This is a genomic window from Halorarius halobius, assembly GCF_024298865.1.
GTDB classification, from domain to species: Archaea; Halobacteriota; Halobacteria; order Halobacteriales; family Haloarculaceae; genus Halorarius; species Halorarius halobius.
The window spans coordinates 786087-798653 of the sequence record NZ_CP101161.1 but is presented as its reverse complement, the minus strand read 5'-3'; the positions used below and the strand labels follow the sequence as shown (position 1 = coordinate 798653).

The 12567-nt window shown below is 71.3% G+C and carries 15 protein-coding genes; 9 read left to right on the top strand and 6 right to left on the bottom strand.

Going from position 1 to position 12567, the window contains the following annotated elements:
- The first annotated feature begins 127 nt into the window (after nt 1-127).
- From NL112_RS04265 to NL112_RS04255, 3 genes are read left to right on the top strand one after another with little or no spacing between them, the layout of a single operon-like run.
- Nucleotides 128-1591, top strand: a complete 1464-nt coding sequence (locus NL112_RS04265) for an amidohydrolase family protein (protein WP_255151393.1) — start codon at nt 128-130, stop codon at nt 1589-1591.
- A gap of 45 nt (nt 1592-1636) precedes the next feature.
- Nucleotides 1637-2089, top strand: a complete 453-nt coding sequence (locus NL112_RS04260; protein WP_255151392.1) for a peroxiredoxin — start codon at nt 1637-1639, stop codon at nt 2087-2089.
- A gap of 37 nt (nt 2090-2126) precedes the next feature.
- Nucleotides 2127-2858 carry an SDR family oxidoreductase gene (locus tag NL112_RS04255; RefSeq protein WP_255151391.1) on the top strand — a complete coding sequence of 244 codons (732 nt, stop codon included), beginning with the start codon at nt 2127-2129 and terminating at the stop codon, nt 2856-2858.
- On the opposite strand, the gene NL112_RS04250 is transcribed toward NL112_RS04255, so the two are convergent.
- Together NL112_RS04250 and NL112_RS04245 are read right to left on the bottom strand one after the other, a co-directional pair.
- Nucleotides 2855-3256, bottom strand: a complete 402-nt coding sequence (locus NL112_RS04250; protein WP_255151390.1) for a DUF7988 family protein — start codon at nt 3254-3256, stop codon at nt 2855-2857. The genes NL112_RS04255 and NL112_RS04250 overlap by 4 nt on opposite strands.
- Nucleotides 3256-4395 (bottom strand): MBL fold metallo-hydrolase, encoded by a 1140-nt coding sequence (locus tag NL112_RS04245; RefSeq protein WP_255151389.1) that lies wholly within the window; start codon nt 4393-4395, stop codon nt 3256-3258. The genes NL112_RS04250 and NL112_RS04245 overlap by 1 nt, the downstream gene beginning before the upstream one ends.
- A gap of 70 nt (nt 4396-4465) precedes the next feature.
- Here NL112_RS04245 and NL112_RS04240 point away from each other — a divergent pair, with 70 nt between their 5' ends.
- Entirely contained in the window at nt 4466-5092 is a 627-nt protein-coding gene (locus tag NL112_RS04240) for a rubrerythrin family protein (protein ID WP_255151388.1), read from the top strand.
- Between the two features lie 16 nt (nt 5093-5108).
- Here the strand turns inward: NL112_RS04240 and NL112_RS04235 are convergent, their stop codons facing one another.
- The gene (locus tag NL112_RS04235; protein ID WP_255151387.1) at nt 5109-5888 is read right to left on the bottom strand and encodes a class I SAM-dependent methyltransferase; all 780 of its coding nucleotides are present in this window, start codon (nt 5886-5888) and stop codon (nt 5109-5111) included.
- A 93-nt stretch (nt 5889-5981) separates the two neighbouring features.
- Here NL112_RS04235 and NL112_RS04230 point away from each other — a divergent pair, with 93 nt between their 5' ends.
- On the top strand, nt 5982-6323 hold the full coding sequence (locus NL112_RS04230) for a DUF8062 family protein (RefSeq protein ID WP_255151386.1): 342 nt from the start codon (nt 5982-5984) through the stop codon (nt 6321-6323).
- On the opposite strand, the gene NL112_RS04225 is transcribed toward NL112_RS04230, so the two are convergent.
- Complete coding sequence (locus NL112_RS04225) at nt 6320-6733, bottom strand: DUF8159 domain-containing protein (protein ID WP_255151385.1); 414 nt, start codon at nt 6731-6733, stop codon at nt 6320-6322. The two genes, NL112_RS04230 and NL112_RS04225, sit on opposite strands and share 4 nt — an antisense overlap.
- Nucleotides 6734-6770: 37 nt before the next feature.
- Complete coding sequence (locus tag NL112_RS04220) at nt 6771-7187, bottom strand: acyl-CoA thioesterase (RefSeq protein ID WP_255151384.1); 417 nt, start codon at nt 7185-7187, stop codon at nt 6771-6773.
- 76 nt (nt 7188-7263) lie between these two features.
- On the opposite strand from NL112_RS04220, the gene NL112_RS04215 reads away from it, so the two are divergent.
- Nucleotides 7264-7455 carry a DUF7501 family protein gene (locus NL112_RS04215; protein ID WP_255151383.1) on the top strand — a complete coding sequence of 64 codons (192 nt, stop codon included), beginning with the start codon at nt 7264-7266 and terminating at the stop codon, nt 7453-7455.
- Here NL112_RS04215 and NL112_RS04210 read toward each other — a convergent pair.
- A complete protein-coding gene (locus NL112_RS04210) occupies nt 7452-8096 on the bottom strand; it encodes a DUF6663 family protein (protein ID WP_255151382.1) in 645 nt (214 codons plus the stop codon). The two genes, NL112_RS04215 and NL112_RS04210, sit on opposite strands and share 4 nt — an antisense overlap.
- 81 nt (nt 8097-8177) lie before the next feature.
- On the opposite strand from NL112_RS04210, the gene NL112_RS04205 reads away from it, so the two are divergent.
- From NL112_RS04205 to NL112_RS04195, 3 genes are all read left to right on the top strand, one after another.
- A complete protein-coding gene (locus tag NL112_RS04205; protein ID WP_255151381.1) occupies nt 8178-8639 on the top strand; it encodes a deoxyuridine 5'-triphosphate nucleotidohydrolase in 462 nt (153 codons plus the stop codon).
- Nucleotides 8640-8757: 118 nt separating this feature from the next.
- Nucleotides 8758-10083: a S8 family serine peptidase gene (locus tag NL112_RS04200; RefSeq protein WP_255151380.1), complete on the top strand. Its 1326-nt coding sequence runs from the start codon at nt 8758-8760 to the stop codon at nt 10081-10083.
- Nucleotides 10084-10186: 103 nt separating this feature from the next.
- Complete coding sequence (locus NL112_RS04195) at nt 10187-12355, top strand: S8 family serine peptidase (protein ID WP_255151379.1); 2169 nt, start codon at nt 10187-10189, stop codon at nt 12353-12355.
- Nucleotides 12356-12567 lie beyond the last annotated feature (212 nt).

Below are 12567 nucleotides of genomic sequence, written 5' to 3'. Positions count from 1 at the left end.
GAAACCCGCGACGGCTCACCGTCCGGGTCGCGCCACGGGTCCCGCACCGCCCGGCTCGGCTTTCATATCCCTAGCTCGTTCGGGAAAACGCACAGAGGTGGCGGCGACGTACGTCGAGGCATCCCCGATGTCGGAGTTCGTCATCCACGACGCGACGGTGCTCACGGTCGACGAGTCGAACCGGCTGTACGAGAACGGAACGGTCGTCGTCTCGGACGGTCGCATCGCCGAGGTCCGCCCGAGCGAGCCCGGCGACGCCGACCTCGCCGCCGACCACGTCGTCGACGGGGCGGGGACGCTCGTGATGCCCGGCCTCGTCAACAGCCACTCCCACCTCGAACTCACGGGGCTGTTGGGCGCGTTCAGCGAGATGGACACCTCGGAACTGCTGGTGCAGATGACCGCCATCGCCCAGCGGCTCGGCGAGGGGGCCTACGAGTATCTCTCGACGGCGAGCTACGAGCTGGCGGCGCTGAACTTCATCCGCGGCGGCGTCACGACCGTCAACTCGATGGACGCCCGTCCCGAGCACGGCGTCGACGTCTTCGGCGAGGCGGGGCTCCGCGGCTTCTTCGGCCCCTGGATCAGCGACCTGTTCTGGGACGTGCCCGTCGACGAGCAGTTCGAGCGCGCCCGGACGTTCGTCGACCGCCACCACGACACCTACGACGGACGCATCCGGGCGACGCTGTGTCCCCACGACGACTGGTCGTGTTCCCGGTCGGTCTGGGAGCGGACCGCCGACCTCGCGGCCGACTACCCGGAGCTTCCGGTCCACACCCACCTGCTCGAGTTGGACGCCAGCGACACGATGGCGCGGGCCAACGGCGGCGCCGACTCGCTGGCACTGCTGGACGACGTCGGCCTGCTCGACGACCGGCTCGTGGCGGCGCACTTCAGGGTCGCCGACGACGAGGACGTCCGCCGGGTCGCGGACGCCGGCGCGGCCGTCGCACACTGCCCCTCCATCTTCTGTTACTGGAACCCGGACGGCGACGCGCCGTGGACGCCGGTGCCGGAGCTGCGACGCGCCGGTGCGACCGTCGGGCTCGGCCTCGACGACCACTACTGGCACGACTCGTACGACCTGTTCGGCGAGGCGCGGCAGGCACGGCTGGCGGCCACGCTCGACTCGGGCGACCAGCAGTTCTCGTCGATGGAGCTGGTGCGGATGCTCACGATAGAGGGCGCGCGGGCGCTCGGCGTCGGCGACGAACTCGGGAGCCTCGAACCCGGCAAGCGCGCCGACCTCGCGGTGCTGGACCTCTCGGACCCGAAGTTCGCGCCGCGGACGAACGTGCCCGCGATGGTCGTGAACGCGGCGTCGCCCGCCGACGTCGAGACCGTCGTCGTGGACGGCGAGGTACTGTTGCGCGACGGCGAGGTCCTGACGATGGACCAGGACGCGGTGCTCGACCGGGTAACGGCGGCCGTCGACCGGTTCGCCGACGAGACGGGGTGGGAACTCGGCCCCGGGGGCGCCGACCCGCCGGGCGGGTTACGGACGGCCGCCGACCTGCCGAAACGCGGCCCGGCGCACCTGCTGGCCCGTCTCGGCGTCCAGTCGGTGAAGGACGCGTTCCCGCCGTGAGCGGGGAACCGTGGCGGCTTTGACGCCGCCCCGCGATACACCGACATGCTCGATACCGGCACCGAGGCGCCGCGGTTCGAACTGCCGAACCAGGACGGCGAGACGGTCGCGCTCCCCGAGGAGGGCACCGTCGTCGTCTACTTCTACCCCCGGGCGGACACCCCCGGCTGTACGACACAGGCCTGCTCGTTCCGCGACCGCTGGGACGACTACCGCGACCGTGGCGTCCGCGTGTTCGGCGTCAGCGACGACCCCGTCGCGGACCTCGCGGCCTTCGCCGAGAAACACGACCTGCCCGTGGAGTTGCTGTCAGACGAACTGGGTGAGGTCGCTCGCGCGTACGACTCCTACGGCCAGAAGACGGTGTTCGGCAACGAGGTGGAGGGCGTGTTCCGCAACACGTACGTCGTCCGCGACGGCGAGGTCGCACTCGCGTACGAGGGGGTCGACCCCGAAGACCACGCCGACGCGGTGCTCGCCGACATCGACGCGCTGTAGCGGCCGGACTTTTGGCGCCGCGGACCGTCGCCCGACCATGGACTCACTCGAAGGCCAGTCGGCCGTCGTCACCGGCGCGAGTTCCGGCATCGGCGCGGCTACCGCCAGGGCGCTCGCCCGCGAGGGCGCGAACGTCGCGGTCGCGGCCCGCCGCTCCGGCCGACTGCAGGAACTCGCGGGCGAACTCGAAGGGGAGTTCGGCGTCGAGGCCGCCGTCGTCCCGACGGACGTGACCGACCGCGAGGCCGTCGACGCGCTGGTCGAGACGACGGTCGAGCGGTTCGGCGGCCTCGACCTGCTGGTGAGCAACGCCGGCGTCGCCGCCGGGCGCGACGTGGTCGGGATGAGCGACGACGAGTACGGCCGGATGATGGCCGTCAACTGCGACGGCACCTTCTACGCGACGCGGGCCGCGCTCCCGCATCTCCGCGACAGCGAGGGGACGCTCGTCTACGTCGGCAGTTACGCCGGGCGACACCCCCGCGCGTACAACCCGGTGTACGCGGCGACGAAGTGGTGGACCCGCGGGTTCGCCAAGAGCGTCTCCGCGGGCGTCGGCGACGAGGTGGCCGTCTCCGTCGTCAACCCCGCCGCCGTCCGCACGGAGTTCGAGGTGGACGGCGAGCAGTTCCGCGACCGGTTCGACCCCGGCGAGGTGGTCGAACCCGAGGAGGTGGCCGACGCCGTCGCCTTTGCGGCCGCGCAGTCGCCGTCGATGGTCCACGAGATAGACCTCTACGAGCGGTCGAAACTCGCCAAGGAGTCCTAGGGCCGCGTCACGCCCACCGCCTCCGCCGGCGTCGCCGCCGCCCGCCGGTAGCGCACGGGGTCGCGGTCGACCGCGAACGCCCGGACCCGAACGAGCAGTCGCCCGCCGTCGAGCGTCGCGCGCAGGAGCAGGCCCTCGCCGGTGACGACGACGTACGGCGGTTTCGCCACCGGTCGGGCGGCCAACTCGCGGCCGTCGGCGGCGACACACTCCGCGAGCACCGCTGGCGCCGTCTCCAGCACGCCCGCCCGGTCGAGCGCCGCGCGGAACGGCCCGACGACGCGCTCCCGGTCACGGACGCCGTCCGCCCAGTCGGCGGCCACCGCGTCGGCGCAGTCGAGCGTCCGCTGGACCCACCCGCGCCGCTCGTCGAGCAGGTGAGTACGGACCGGGTCCATCAGTCCGCGGCGGCCGCGCAGTTGTTCGGCCCGAGTTCGAGTTCGAACGCCGCCTCGTCGTCGGCGGACTCGCGCCCGAGATTGACCGCGATGACCCGCTCGAAGTTGGCGGGCCGGGCGCCGAGACCGTCGAGGACGCGCTCGACGAACGCGTCGGCGTCGACGCCGAACGGCCACAGCCGCTCCCGCAACTCTCCGAGAGGAGCGGTGTAGCTCCCGTCGGGCGCGCGCTCGGCGGCGTCGCCGTAGTGGCCCGGCGCGACCACCGCGTCGTCGTCGAACCGCGCCAGCCGCTCCGTGAGCGTGCGGTGGAGGTCGCGGGCGTGCTCGCTCGCGCCCTCGTCGCCGCTCTCCAGGTCGGGGCGGGGGACGCCGTCGACGAACAGCGTGTCGCCACACAGCAGGAGGTCGCCGACGGCGAGCGACACCATCCCGGTCGTGTGGCCGGGCGTGGCGACGACCTCGACGGCGGCGTCGCCCACGGTCAGAGCGTCGCCGTCCTCGACGGTCTCCACGTCGAAGGTGACGCCCCGGTCGACCGCCGTCGCGGACATGTAGGGGGTCGCACCCGCGTCCGCGAGGTCGCGGAGGCCGCTGACGTGGTCGGCGTGGACGTGGGTGTCGACGGCCGCCGCGAGGTCGGCGCCCAGTTCCGCGGCGTCCGCCCGGTAGCGGTCCGCGAACGCCCGGAGCGGGTCGACGACGAGCGCCTCCTCGCCCGAGACGACGAGGTAGGCGAGACAGCCGGAGGAGGGCCGGTGGTACTGGTAGACGGTCGCCGCGCCGGCGTCGGCCGCGAGTTCGACCCGGCGGTAGACGCGCGCCCAGCCGTGCATCCCCTCGGCGAGGTTCCGGGCGTCGACGCCCGCCTCGCGGAGCTGTGCGGCCACTTCGTCGCTGGCCTCGCCGCGGCCACAGACCGCGACGACGGGTTCGACCACGTCCTCTGGCAACAGGTCGGCGGGGTCGCCGCCGGCGCCCGCGGCGACGAACTTCATGTACGGCACCTCGACGCGCTCGATTCCGGGTGCGTCGATGCGCCACTCGTCTATCTCCGCGCGGTTCCGGACGTCGAGCAGGGTGACGCGCTCGCCGCGCTCGATGCGGTCGGCGAGGTCGTCGGGCGAGACGGCGGCCATACCCCCGGTAGGTCGCCGGCGCCGATAAACGCGGGGTACGATTAAGCCGCCGGGCGTCACACGTCCGGGCATGAACGGGAGCGAGGTCGTCGCGGCGGTCCGCGAGGCCGCCGCCACGGAACTCGACCGACTCGGCTCGGAGAAGTCGCTCGTCGCCGCCACCGACGCCGCGCTGGAACGCGAGGCGGTGCTCCGGGCCGCCGCGGCCGCGGAGGCGCGTGCCCGCGACACGTTCGAGGCGTGGGCCGACGACGGGGGGCCGGGGGGCGAGGCGTTCGCGGCCGCCGCCGCGACCGAGCGCGACCACCACGAGCGGGTCGTCGCCCTGCTGGACGAGACGCCCGACGCGCCCGACCCGGACGCGCTCCACGCCTACCTGCGGCGTCTCGACGCCCCGCCCGAGCGGGTGGGCGCGGGGCTGGTCGGCCGCTCGATGGCGGCCGAGCGGTCGCTGCTGCAGTTCGTCAACTTCTTCGTCAACGAGGGGGCGAGGAGCGAGGCCGACCTGTTCCGGGAGTTGCGTTCCGACACCGAGGCGACCGTCGAGACGGGCGCGGAGACGCTCGACGCCGTCTGCGAGACCGACGAGGAGTACGAGCGCGCCCGCGAGGCGGCCGTCGAGGCCATCGGGCGGGCGTACAGTGAGTACGCCGACAGTCTGGAGGCGATGGGCGTCGACCCGAAACCGGTCTGTTGAGCGGCGTTCCCCGCAGTCAGTCCGGGGTGGCGACGGCGACGACGCGGAGCCGCCGGTAGTCGGCGACCCACGTTCCGTCCTCGAACAGGTCGTCGCGCAGGCGGTGTTCGGTTTCGGCGACGACCGCGGCCCGCTCGTCGTCGGGGACGCCCGCAAGGAGGTCGTCACCGAACATGTCGAGCCACGCCGCCAACCCGTCGTCGCCGTCGTCGAGTTCCGTCGGCCGGTCGAACAGCGTCGCGTACCGCACCTCCAGCCCGTGGGCCTCAAGCGCCGTGGCGTACTCGCCGACGCTCGGGAAGTACCACGGCGACTCGACGTCGTACCCCCGGGCCGACGCCGCGGCCCGGACCGCGTTCACGACGGCGCTCACGTTCCCCTGTCCGCCCAGTTCGGCCACGAACCGGCCGCCGGGACGGAGCGCCGACGCCACCGATTCGAGGACGGCGTCCTGCTCGGGAATCCAGTGGAGCGCCGCGTTCGAAAACGCCGCGTCGAACGGCCCGCTGACCGGCAACTCGCGGGCGTCGCCGAGCACGAACCGCAGGTCCGGGTACGTCTCCCGGGCCGCTTCGAGCATCTCGGGCGACGCGTCCAGTCCGACGACGTCGGCGCCCGACGCCGCGATTCGGTCGGTCAGGTGGCCGGTGCCACAGCCGACATCGAGGATACGCTCGCCGGGAGCGGGGTCGAGCAGGTCGACGACGGCCTCGCCGCGCTCGAACACGAAGGTGTGTCCCGCGTCGTAGCTGTCGGCGTCCCAGCCGTCGCCGGCACCCTCCCGGTCGGGGGTCATACGGCCGCCCTCTCGTGCCAGCGGCTTAGCGGTGTCTCTTCGCCCGGCCGCCGCTCCCACAGGGTCTTACGTCTCGGGGCTGTCGCCCTTCCCATGTCCGACTCCGGTGGACCCCCGGTCGACGACGTCGACGACGTCCCGACAGTGTCCTGCAGTCGCTGTGACGAGGAGTGGTCGCTGGCGTACGAACTCGACGAACTCGCCATGGGGAACCGGGCGGTGGAGGCGTTCGCCATCGACCACCAGCAGCACACGGGCCACTTTCCCGACGGCGTCACGCCGTGGGTGGCCGCCTGCCGTCGCTGTCCGGAGGCGGTCGAGCGGCTGGAGGAGTCGGGAGCGCGTCGGTGGGCGCGCACCCACGCCCGCCACACGGGCCACGCGGTCGACCTCGACCACGCCAGCCGCGACGACCCCGAGCGGGTCGAGCGCTAGTCCAGCGTCGACAGCACGAGCGTCGAGAAGTCGGTCTCCGAGAGGTGACCTGCCTCCAGCGCGTGGAACCACCCCTCGCGAACCTCGTAGTGGCCCCGTCGTTCGCGCTCGTCGTCCGAGGCTGAAGCCTCGGGCTCCGTGAACGCCCAGACGTGGACGTCCTCGGGCTCCCAGGTGCCGGCCTGGGGGACGCCGCCCACGTCGCGTCCCTCGGTCTCGATGCCCGCGAGGTCGAGCAGGAACCGGAGCATCGTCCCGACCTGGCTCCGGGGGACGCCCTCGCTCATCGCGGGCGACTCGTAGCCCACGTGGACGGCGCCGTCGTGGCGCTCGCAGTTCGTCACGTACAGCCCCTCGCCCATCAGGTGCGTCTCCAGCGCGTCCCCGAGTTCGTCGACGGTCAGGCTCACGTTCGAACGTACGCGGCCGGCGCCTTAGACCGCTCGGTCACACCGGTTCCGGCGGGTCGTCCTGGTAGGCGACCACCGCGTCGCGGAACCCCTGGGGGACGCGCGTCGGCTCGCCGTCCTGGACTGCGACGTGGGTCATCTCTCCCTCCGCACAGAGCGTGCCGTCGGCCTGCCGGCAGTTCCACGCGAACTCGATGGACGACTCGCGGACGGCCGCCACGCGGATGCCACAGACGAGGTCGTCGCCGAACTCGGCGGGCGCGCGGTAGTCGAGTTCCGTGTGGACGACGTGGATGTCCCAGTCGGTCGACTCGATCTCGCTCCACGGGTAGCCGATGTTGCGCATGAACTGGTTCAGCGTCTCGTCCTGGTACGTGACGTACTCGCCGTAGAACACGATCCCCTGGGCGTCCGTCTCCGCGAACCGGACGCGGGTGTCCCACACGTCGTGCATACCGGCGGAAGGCCGCCGCCCCGCAAAAAGACTCCCGCCCCGGAAACGCTACGGTCGCGGCCGTCGTCTCTCCCACATGGACCTGCCCGTCGACCCCGACGCCCCGGCGTGGGACGACCCGGACTACTGCCCGTTCTGCGGGACGAGGCTGACCAGCGGCGGCGCGGGGTTCATCGACCACCTCGAGGCGTCGCCCGACTGCGAGACGCGGTTCGCGGAGTGGCTCGAGCACGTCCGCGACGACATCGGCGGCGAGTGGGGCGGCTAAAGCCGGTCGGCGAGCCCTCCCGAGCCGACCTCGTCCAGATACGTGTCCCGGACCGTCTCCGCGAGGTAGCCGTCCGGGTCCAGCACGATGTAGACGGTGACGAACGGCTGGTCCGGGTGCGCGAGGACGAACGTCTCGAACGGCGGGTCCGGCGCGTCGGCGCCCCCGTCGCGGCCCCCCGCGGCCCGCACCAGAAGCGGCTCCAGCGGCTTCACGCCGTCGCGGAACTCCTCGAACAGGTCCTGCTCGCCCGGCTGTTCGGCGAACGTGTAGACGACGCCGTTCGGCTCGCCGTCGGTGCCGTGGGTGACCCGGGAGTTCATCCCCGCGTTCTGCTCGCGGGCGTCCCGCCAGCACCGTTCCGCCGCCTCGAACAGCGGCTCGGTCGTGCGGACGAAGTGGACCCGGCTCTCGGAGACCCGCGTCAGGTCGGCGAACCGGGCGTCGCCGTCCGTCCACGACAGCGTCGCCTCGACGCGGTTGCCCGGCTCCAGTTCGGCCACCCGCTCCGCGAGGGCGCCGTCGTAGCCCGTCGCCGGCACGTACGTGGGGTCGCCGCTCTCCACGTCGAGCAGTAGCCACTCGTCGTCGCGGCGCGTGCTCGCCAGCACGCGGAACGTCCCCTCCGTCGTCTGCTCCATGCACCCGGTAGCGGCCCCGAGACCAAAACGCCGGTGTTCCCCACTCGTCAGCTATATGCCGGCCCGCCACCGGCTGTGACCATGTACGAGAGCGGCGCGTTCGTCGCACGACAGCTCGACCCCGTCTCCGACGAACAGGTCCAGCCCAACGGCGTCGACTTGACGCTCGATGCGGTGTTCGAGCAGACCGACCCCGGCCGGCTCGGCACCGACGGCAAGACTGTCGGCGAGCGGCGGGAACTCGACCCCGAGAACGGCTGTTACCGGCTCGACCCCGGGGGGTACGTCGCTCGCTACGGTGAGACGGTCGCCGTCCCCGAGGGTCACGTCGGCTTCGTCTACCCGCGGTCGTCGCTGATGCGCAACTCCTGTATGCTCCACACCGCGGTCTGGGACGCCGGCTACGAGGGTCGCGGTGAGGGTCTGCTCGTCGTCCACCACCCCGTCGAACTCGAACCCGGCGCCCGCATCGCCCAGTTCGTGCTGGCCGAGGCCGACCACGAGGGTGAGTACGCGGGAAGCTATCAGGGCGAGAACATCTGAGCTCCCGCGTCCCTGCCGGCTACAACGTGTCGTTTATCATTAACTGCCGGGTCTGGAAATAAAGGGTGGGGCATAGCCTGCGACAATCCGATTTGTCGTTCGCACCACGAGTTAGTCGATGGTACACAACGACAGGCGGACGTTCCTGAAGACGGCCGGGGCGGCCGGGGTCGGACTGACTTTCGCGGGCGGCGCGTCGGCCAGCGAGGGCAACGTACTCGACGACGCGCTGGACCTGACCAGCGACGTGGTCCAGGACGTGTTACTCGTCGTCGACCGGGAGGGCGTCACGGACGAACTGGCGTCGCTGGGGCTCGACGTCTACGAGTTCGAGGTGCTACCGCTCGTCTATCTGGAGGCGTCCGGCCCGACGCTGGAGGAGGTGTCGCTTCTGGACGGCGTCGTGCGCGTCGAGGCGAACCGTGACCTCGAATGGTTCAACGACGACGCCCGCGAGGTGACGGGGGTCGACGAGACCGACCCCTCGTACAGCGGCGACAGCGCCCACGTCGCGGTCATCGACTCCGGCGTGGACCCCACCCACCCGGACCTCGACGTCGCCACCAACTACCAGTGGGTCGGCAACCCGCTGGGGTCGCCGACGCTGTTCGTCCCGTCGCCGGTCGACACCGACGAGATCGGCCACGGCACCCACTGCTCCGGGACGGTCGCTGGCACCGGCGCGCAGTCGGACGGCCAGTACAAGGGGATGGCGCCCGACGCCACCCTCACCGTCTACTCGACGAGCGCGGGCGTCTCGGTGCTGAAGGCGGCGGCCGCCTACGACCACCTGCTGGCCAACGAGGCCGACGCCGTCGACATCGTCTCGAACTCCTACGGCGCCGCCAGCGCCAGCGACTTCGACCCCTCGCTTCCCATCAACGTCGCCACCGAGGCGGCCCTGGAGGCGGGCCTGCTGTCGGTGTTCGCCTGCGGCAACTCCGGGCCGGGGTACGACACCCTCAACGACTACGCGAAGGCGCCGTGGGTGCTGGGCGTCGGCGCGACGAACGACGACCGCGCGGTCACCGGGTTCTCCTCGCGCGGCCGGCAGGACGGCGCTCACGACCGCTCGCAGGCGCTCTCGGACGGCACCGGCCTCTACCGGCCGGGCGTCTGTGCGCCCGGCGCCTCCATCGTCTCGACGATGGGGCCGACCGACCCGCTCCAGGCGACCGACAACGGCGGCACCGAGAGCCTCGCGTCGCCGTACTACGCGGCCATCTCGGGTACGTCGATGTCGACGCCCTGCGTGGCGGGCATCTGTGCGCGGATGTACGACGCCGCCCGCGAGAACGGGCAGTCCATCGCGCCGCTGGACGTCATCGCCACTCTCGAGGACACCGCCGACGGGAGCTACGAACCGGCAAGCGGTGGCCGCGGGTTCGTCGACGCCGACGCCGTCGTCTCGCGGGCCGCGAGCGGCGACCTGTCGTCTCTTTGATTCGGTTATACGCGGCCGATTATAGCTCGTTTTTGGGTGTGTGATGCCTTCTTTGGACGGGTTTGTCAGAAGCGGATTAAGCCGGTAGCCCTGCCGAGTTCCCATGCAGTTCGACAGGCGAACGCTGTTGCAGAGCACCGCGGCGGTGGGCGGGGCGGCGCTGTTCCCGATGGCGGGGGGCGCACGCACACCCGAGCAGACGCTCGACGACCGCCTCGACACCGGCGGCGGCCCACAGGAGGTCGTCGTCGTGTTCACCTCCAACGAGGCGGTCGAGGCGCTCGACCGGTTCACGCTTCCGGAGGGGTACTACCGGTTCGAGACGCTCCCGATGGGGTACGCGGTGGCGACGGGCGAGCAGATAGAGCGCATCTCGCGGCTCCAGTCGGTCGTACGGGTCGTCCCCAACTACGAACTGGAGTGGTTCAACGACGACGCCCGCGAGGTGACGAACGCCGAGTCGGTCGCCGCGGAGCTCGGCTACGACGGCACCCACGGCCACGTGGCGGTCATCGACACCGGGCTCGACGGCCCCCACCCCGACCACCAGATCAACGTCGCGCACAACTACAAGTACACGAACCCGCTCGACCGCGGGACGATGTGGGTCGACATGGGGAAGGCCGACACCGACGGCAACGGCCACGGCACCCACGTCTCCGGGTCGGTGGCGGGCGACGGCTCCGTCGAGCGGGCGAACCGCGGGATGGCGCCCAAGGCGACGCTGACGATGTACTCGACGGGCGCGGGGCTGCTCATCGTGAACGCGCTGGGCGCGTTCGACCACCTCATCGCACGCAAGGAAGCGGGCCGGACGAACGTGCAGGCGGTGAACAACTCCTTCGGGGCCATCTCGGGCAACGGGCAGAACATGGACCCCGCGAACCCCGACATCGTCGCCTCGTACCACGCGTACCAGGCGGGCATCCTGCCGGTCATCGCGGCGGGCAACTGCGGCCCGGACGGTGGGGCCACCTGCACCCGGACGGGCGACAACACGCTCGGCAACACCGCGCAGGCGCCGTGGGTGCTCGGCATCGCGGCGACGCGCGACGACGGCAACGTCACCGGGTTCTCCTCGCGCGGTCGGCCCCCCTCGTCCGACAGCATCCACAACTACGACCGCGACGTGGCGCTGGCCAACTACGAGGAGTTCCTCGACTCGCTGGAGCCGCCGACCGCCGCCGACACCGAGACGGTGTACGAGGTGGCCGGCTCCGGCGTCATCGCCAACTTCCTGGTCCAGACGGCCGACACGTTCGCCCTCTCGGCGTCGCCCGACACCGCACTCTCCGAGGTGAACGGGTTCTACGTCGACACGACGCTGACGTGGTCGCCGTCCTCGGGTGCCGGTGCGCCCGAACCCAGCGAGTTCGAGTACCGGCTCATCGGTCCCGAGGACGACACCGTCGCCACCGCCGGGTCGACGTTCGTCGACGGCACCCGCAACGAGGCGGCGCTGACCATCGGCACCTACCTCCCGCTCCCGGACGACTCGGCACAGTACGAACTGGAGGTCACGTCCTCGCGCGGCGGCGGCCAGTATCAGGTCGACGGCACCGTCGTCGCCGTCGACGCCGAGGACGGCATCCCCGACCCGGAACGGCCGTTCGGCATCGAGCGCCCCTCGGTGGGCGCGCCCGGCAACAGCATCGTCTCGACGATGATGATAGGCGACCAGCTAGCCGACCAGAGCAACGGCATCTACTACCAGGCCATCTCGGGCACCTCGATGGCGACTCCCGTCACCGCGGGCGTCGTCGCACTGGTCAACGACGCCTACTACTCCGAGTTCGGGGCGTACCCGGACGTGCTGGAGGTCATCGACGTGATAGAGGAGACGGCGCGGTTCCTCGAGGAGAAGAACCACACCGTCCACAACATCGGGAAGGGGCTCGTCGACGCCGAGGCGGCCGTCGAGGAGATGCTCGCCCGGGGTCGCGCCGAGCGCGACGACGGGGCGACGGCGCCGCCGCCGACGGTCGACAGCTACGAAGTCACCGAGGCCGGCGGCGAGAGCGCCCACGCGGAGATAACGGCGAACTGGGCCGTCAGCGACGGCGACGAGAACCTCGACGCGGTCGTCGTCGAGGTGATAGACGAGTCCGGCGCCGTGGTCCGCGAGCGGACGACGGCCGTCGACGGCGCGACGGCCAGCGGCACCGACGAGTTCGAGATACGGGGCGCGAACGACGAGGAGTTCGAGGTGGTGCTGACCGTCACCGACGCGCAGGGGAACCGGGCGACGGCCAGCGCGACGGTCGGCGAGTAGGGACCGACACCTCCGCTTCGTCTCGAACCGCACCGCCCTCGAACGTGAACAACCGTTATCGTTTGACGGGTTTGTCACAACGGTTTAATACGGTGTCGGAACGGTCCATATCAATCTTTCGGACGGACCGGAAACGCTTGCCTCGAGCCGTCTATCGGCCGATACTCGGATAGTGATAAACCCCCACGTATGGCCGACAGAACGACTAACCG

Excerpts from the sequence above, each read along its gene's own strand:
- NL112_RS04265 (WP_255151393.1), top strand. The coding sequence starts at position 128 with ATGTCGGAGTTCGTCATCCACGACGCGACGGTGCTCACGGTCGACGAG.
- NL112_RS04260 (WP_255151392.1), top strand. The coding sequence starts at position 1,637 with ATGCTCGATACCGGCACCGAGGCGCCGCGGTTCGAACTGCCGAACCAG.
- NL112_RS04255 (WP_255151391.1), top strand. The coding sequence starts at position 2,127 with ATGGACTCACTCGAAGGCCAGTCGGCCGTCGTCACCGGCGCGAGTTCC.
- NL112_RS04250 (WP_255151390.1), bottom strand. The coding sequence starts at position 3,256 with ATGGACCCGGTCCGTACTCACCTGCTCGACGAGCGGCGCGGGTGGGTC.
- NL112_RS04245 (WP_255151389.1), bottom strand. The coding sequence starts at position 4,395 with ATGGCCGCCGTCTCGCCCGACGACCTCGCCGACCGCATCGAGCGCGGC.
- NL112_RS04240 (WP_255151388.1), top strand. The coding sequence starts at position 4,466 with ATGAACGGGAGCGAGGTCGTCGCGGCGGTCCGCGAGGCCGCCGCCACG.
- NL112_RS04235 (WP_255151387.1), bottom strand. The coding sequence starts at position 5,888 with ATGACCCCCGACCGGGAGGGTGCCGGCGACGGCTGGGACGCCGACAGC.
- NL112_RS04230 (WP_255151386.1), top strand. The coding sequence starts at position 5,982 with ATGTCCGACTCCGGTGGACCCCCGGTCGACGACGTCGACGACGTCCCG.
- NL112_RS04220 (WP_255151384.1), bottom strand. The coding sequence starts at position 7,187 with ATGCACGACGTGTGGGACACCCGCGTCCGGTTCGCGGAGACGGACGCC.
- NL112_RS04215 (WP_255151383.1), top strand. The coding sequence starts at position 7,264 with ATGGACCTGCCCGTCGACCCCGACGCCCCGGCGTGGGACGACCCGGAC.
- NL112_RS04210 (WP_255151382.1), bottom strand. The coding sequence starts at position 8,096 with ATGGAGCAGACGACGGAGGGGACGTTCCGCGTGCTGGCGAGCACGCGC.
- NL112_RS04205 (WP_255151381.1), top strand. The coding sequence starts at position 8,178 with ATGTACGAGAGCGGCGCGTTCGTCGCACGACAGCTCGACCCCGTCTCC.
- NL112_RS04200 (WP_255151380.1), top strand. The coding sequence starts at position 8,758 with ATGGTACACAACGACAGGCGGACGTTCCTGAAGACGGCCGGGGCGGCC.
- NL112_RS04195 (WP_255151379.1), top strand. The coding sequence starts at position 10,187 with ATGCAGTTCGACAGGCGAACGCTGTTGCAGAGCACCGCGGCGGTGGGC.